This window comes from Acinetobacter pragensis (genome assembly GCF_001605895.1).
Taxonomy (GTDB): domain Bacteria; phylum Pseudomonadota; class Gammaproteobacteria; order Pseudomonadales; family Moraxellaceae; genus Acinetobacter; species Acinetobacter pragensis.
Genome location: NZ_LUAW01000055.1, coordinates 1 through 4,166, shown reverse-complemented (window position 1 = coordinate 4,166; position 4,166 = coordinate 1). Strand labels below are relative to the sequence as shown.

Annotated in this window: 4 protein-coding genes and 1 pseudogene; 2 read left to right on the top strand and 3 right to left on the bottom strand. The window is 47.1% G+C overall.

Annotated features, from left to right (window positions below):
* Positions 1-136, bottom strand: a pseudogene (locus AZH43_RS19190) (hypothetical protein); the annotation flags it as partial.
* Positions 137-394: 258 nt separating this feature from the next.
* The gene (locus tag AZH43_RS16335; RefSeq protein WP_067671970.1) at positions 395-1,198 is read right to left on the bottom strand and encodes an AraC family transcriptional regulator; all 804 of its coding nucleotides are present in this window, start codon (positions 1,196-1,198) and stop codon (positions 395-397) included.
* A gap of 102 nt (positions 1,199-1,300) precedes the next feature.
* Here AZH43_RS16335 and AZH43_RS16330 point away from each other — a divergent pair, with 102 nt between their 5' ends.
* Entirely contained in the window at positions 1,301-2,230 is a 930-nt protein-coding gene (locus tag AZH43_RS16330) for a DMT family transporter (protein WP_067671973.1), read from the top strand.
* 213 nt (positions 2,231-2,443) lie between these two features.
* Here AZH43_RS16330 and AZH43_RS16325 read toward each other — a convergent pair whose 3' ends face one another.
* On the bottom strand, positions 2,444-3,694 hold the full coding sequence (locus AZH43_RS16325) for a YihY family inner membrane protein (RefSeq protein WP_067671968.1): 1,251 nt from the start codon (positions 3,692-3,694) through the stop codon (positions 2,444-2,446).
* A 115-nt stretch (positions 3,695-3,809) separates the two neighbouring features.
* Here AZH43_RS16325 and AZH43_RS16320 point away from each other — a divergent pair.
* A partial coding sequence (locus AZH43_RS16320) for an NAD(P)H-dependent oxidoreductase (protein ID WP_171254494.1) occupies positions 3,810-4,166 on the top strand: 357 nt, incomplete at its 3' end.

Genomic DNA, 4,166 nt, shown 5'->3' with positions numbered 1-4,166 from the left:
AACCTTGGCTCTGCAGCTGTTCAAACAGCGCGGTGTATTCCCCTTTACGCTCGCGAACAACASRCGCCAGCAGCATCRGCGCAGKGCCTTCTTMTAAAACTTTAACCGCAYCCACCRTTTCCGAAAYGGWCTGCGCCAWGYTYTSSGCRKTRRSRGSYGCYRMMRCKSSYDCCBADCDATAAATCTTTTGGCGTDTAAGAGGATGGCAAGCGGCCTTCATGTGCTCATTCTGCACGGATTTCAGTTATTCTTTTCACCTGACTCTCAAATGTTTTCATCGCAAAGTTTTACTAGAGCGTCATCGGGCGCGTTTCATAATAATAAGCCCTTGATTATCCAGCACTGAAACTGCGCATATTGCATGCAGTTCATTGTTATGGATAGCACGAGCGGATTATAAGTGGTGATTCAGCTTTCTAAACTGATCAGGCGTCAGATTCATCCAGCGTTTAAACATATTAATAAAGGCGGAGGCATTGGCGTAGCCTAAGTCCAGTGCAATGCTTTCAACTTTTTTCCCTTCTGTCAGCAGGGTCATGGCCTTAATGACTTTCAGGCGCTGACGCCATTCATGCAGCGACATGCCTAATTCTTTCAGGCAGCAGCGGGCTAAGGTGCGTTCGGTCATATTGGCCTGCTGTGCAAGCCGCAGCAGCGGACTGTTGTTTGCAGGATGCTGATGCAGGTAGTCCAAAATCTGGCTTAAGGCCGGATGGCTGGAATGCGGCAAATAGCTGCTGACCAATTGCGCCCGCTGCAGCTGATCCAGCAATACCTGCAGCAGCCGCTGATATTCAGGGGAATTTTCGGGCAGCAGATTCTGGCGCAAATGTTCAAAAATAGCCGATACCAAATTGGAGCTGAGCAGGATGCCGGCCTGCTGCGGCATCTGGCTGCAGAGGCATTCATGCACATATAAGGTTCCATGTGAAACCGCCGTGCGGTTCAGCCCGCTGTGCTGCAAATTGGGCGGCAGCCAAATGCCGTAAGGGGGCGGGGTAATATAATCGACTTGATCAATATTGACTTCCATCACCCCGTTAAAGGCATAAATGAATTCTCCCCATGCGTGCCCATGTGCGGGGTAGACTGAAAGCGCAGGATCGTCGCGGAAACTGATCCACAAGGTGCGGGCAATATCATCATTGGTCGGCAGCTGTTTCAGTGCTGCAGAATCACGTTTGAGATTTTTCGGCATAGCGCTTTGCCTGAATAAAAAGATTTTTTGTCTGATTTGAATTATATCTTTTATTTCCGACAGTTTTATAGTGGGTGCTTAATCAGCGGCCGAGTAAACATGGTGGAACAGCGCAAAGCATTGGATGGATATGCCTCCGGCTTAATGATTGTATTGTGCATGATTTGGGGCATACAGCAGGTTGTGCTGAAATTGGCTGCGCCTGACATCTCGCCTATTATGCAAATTGCCATCCGTTCCGGACTGTCTGTTCTACTGGTGCTGCCGTTGATCCGGCTGCAAAAAGGAACACATTTGTACAGCAAGGAATATTTGCTGCCCGGAATTTGGCTGGCGCTGCTGTTTTCTGCAGAATTTTTATGTGTGGCTGAAGCGCTGCGCTACACCACGGCTTCGCATACCGTCGTGCTGCTGTACACTGCTCCTATTTTTGTGGCGCTGGGCCTGCATTGGAAGCTGCCGGATGAAACGCTGAACAGGGTTCAATGGGCCGGTATCTTGCTGGCTTTTGGTGGAATAGTGCTGTCATTTATGGGGCGTGGCCATAGCAATAGCATTTTAGCTTCTTCTGCTTTGTGGGGTGATTTTCTGGCTTTGCTGGCTGGCGTGATGTGGGCGCTGACCACCATTTCGCTAAGGCTGACGAAACTCGGAGATGCGCCGCCCACGCAAACACTTTTTTATCAGCTGGCGGGAAGCTTTATTTTTTTAATGCCTCTTGCATGGCTGACAGGGCAGGCCTCCATTTCATGGACGGTGACGGCAGTGGGCAGCATGGCCTTTCATGTGCTGATGATGTCTTTTTTCAGCTTAATGCTGTGGTTTTGGCTGTTGCGTAAATATTTGGCCAACGGCCTTGGCGTATTTTCATTTTTAACGCCAATTTTTGGCATGATCTTTGGCATCATGTTCCTGAATGAGCAGATTGAACTGAACTTTATTTGGGGGACTGTTTTTGTGGTGGCAGGTGTCATGATTGTCAGCCTGCATGCATGGATCAAACGCGCTTTGGGTATGATTGAATCTGCATAATATTCTGTCAGAAGAATAAGGAATTTTCAGCCTTCGGTGCAGTAAAAGGCCATTATATTGATGCTTCAATTTGCAGGCTTGGTCACGCTGGAAAAAGCGGCGGGCCAGCGGTTATCACTTATGCAGATCAGGTATTGACTATTAAAAATTAAATCCAAGGCCGTGCGTTGATGGCCTTGGATAGGCTTGGATAGAAATGAAGCCAAATAAGAGCTATTTCTCTTCAAAAATCGCCGACAGCGGAATAGCCAGCTTGGCCGCTAAATAATCATCAGATTCAATTAAAGACGGGCCAATGCGTTCCAGCCATTTGTCATCAAAAGCATGATTCACATCTTCCCGCCGCGGCAAGGGGTAGGGCAGCTGTACATAAAAACTCCAGAAATCCACTTGCGACAAATTGCGCAGCAGCACGTAGTTATTGTCATCGGTGCGTTTAATCAGGTTTTGCTGCTCCAGCATCTGAACATAGGACGGCCAGCGTCCAATTTCTTCGCGTCCCAGCACATCCAGCGCTTCAGCTTCTGTTACGGTTTGGCCGTTTTGCTGCTTTTGATAAAACAGTTCCAGTACATCCAGCAGCAGAATGACGGCATGGCGTTTGCGGCGGCGGTGAGTGTCTGCGTTAAATGCGGTCAGCGCAAAGCTGATTTCAACACCAATTAAGACAATATTCCATGACAGAAAAATCCACAGTAAGAAAATGGGTACAGCGGCAAAAGCGCCGTATACAATTTCATAACTGGTGAAATTGGACATGACAAAGCCAAATAAATGCTTCAGCAATTCAAATACTGTGGCGCTGAATACTCCGGCAAAGAATGCGGCTTTAATCGGCACATTGCGGTTGGGAATTGTCCAATTCAGAATAAAAAAGCCTAAGATTGTGAGTGAAAAAGAAATGCACCATAAAATAAAAGCGCCATCCAATTCATAGCCTGCGAAGTTATTGCTCAGCACATTCATAGAGGCGACTGTCGATGAAATCACAAAAGCGCTGCCCAGCAAAATGGGACCCAGTGAAATAATGGTCCAGTAACGCATAAAGCCTAGAATGCCGCCGCGGGTATCACGGACACGCCAAATACGGTTGAACACCGTTTCTATATTGGTCAGCATCATGACTGTGGTGATAAACAGAAACAGCACCCCAATAATCGTTAAATTGCTGGACTTATCTGTGAATGCATTCAGCACCTTATCAAAAGCAATGGTTGTCTTGGGTAAAAAGTTGCTGTAAATCAGCTGCTGCAATTGCTGGCGCGCGGGTTCCAAAGCTTTAATGGAGGAAATAATCACCAAGAAAACAGTCAGCATTGGCACAACAGCGAACAGGGTTGTGTATGTTAGCGAGCCAGCTTGTTCCCGGCAGCGGTCAGCTTCAAAACGGCGTATAACAAATAAAATAAACTGAAACCATTTCTTGTCATAAAAGGGAAGTTTTTTTAAATGGGCTTCTATCATGCGCTAAAGTCTCAATTTTTTTTAATCATATTTCTCAAGTTTCATTACCCAGCTTACCCAAAAAAACGGAAAAATACCGTATAGTTTTCATTTTTAATGTCATTTATCAAAAATTATGCAGCCTTACGTTCTTGTGCTTTATTATAGTAAATATGGGTCAACCAAAGAAATGGCGCATTTGATTGCCGGTGGTGTGGAGTCCGCCGGCATTCAAGTCAAAATCAGGACGGTGCCGAATATTGCAGCCGTAGTGACTGAGGCGGCGCCAAGCATTCCTGATGAAGGCGATATTTACTGCACCTTAGAGGATTTGGCGGAGTGTTCTGGTCTGGCGCTCGGTTCTCCAACCCGTTTTGGCAATATGGCGTCTGAGATGAAATATTTCCTCGATCAGACCACCAGCCTATGGCTGAATGGCGCGCTGCATGGCAAGCCGGCCTGTGTTTTTACGGCTTCAGGTTCCATGCATGGC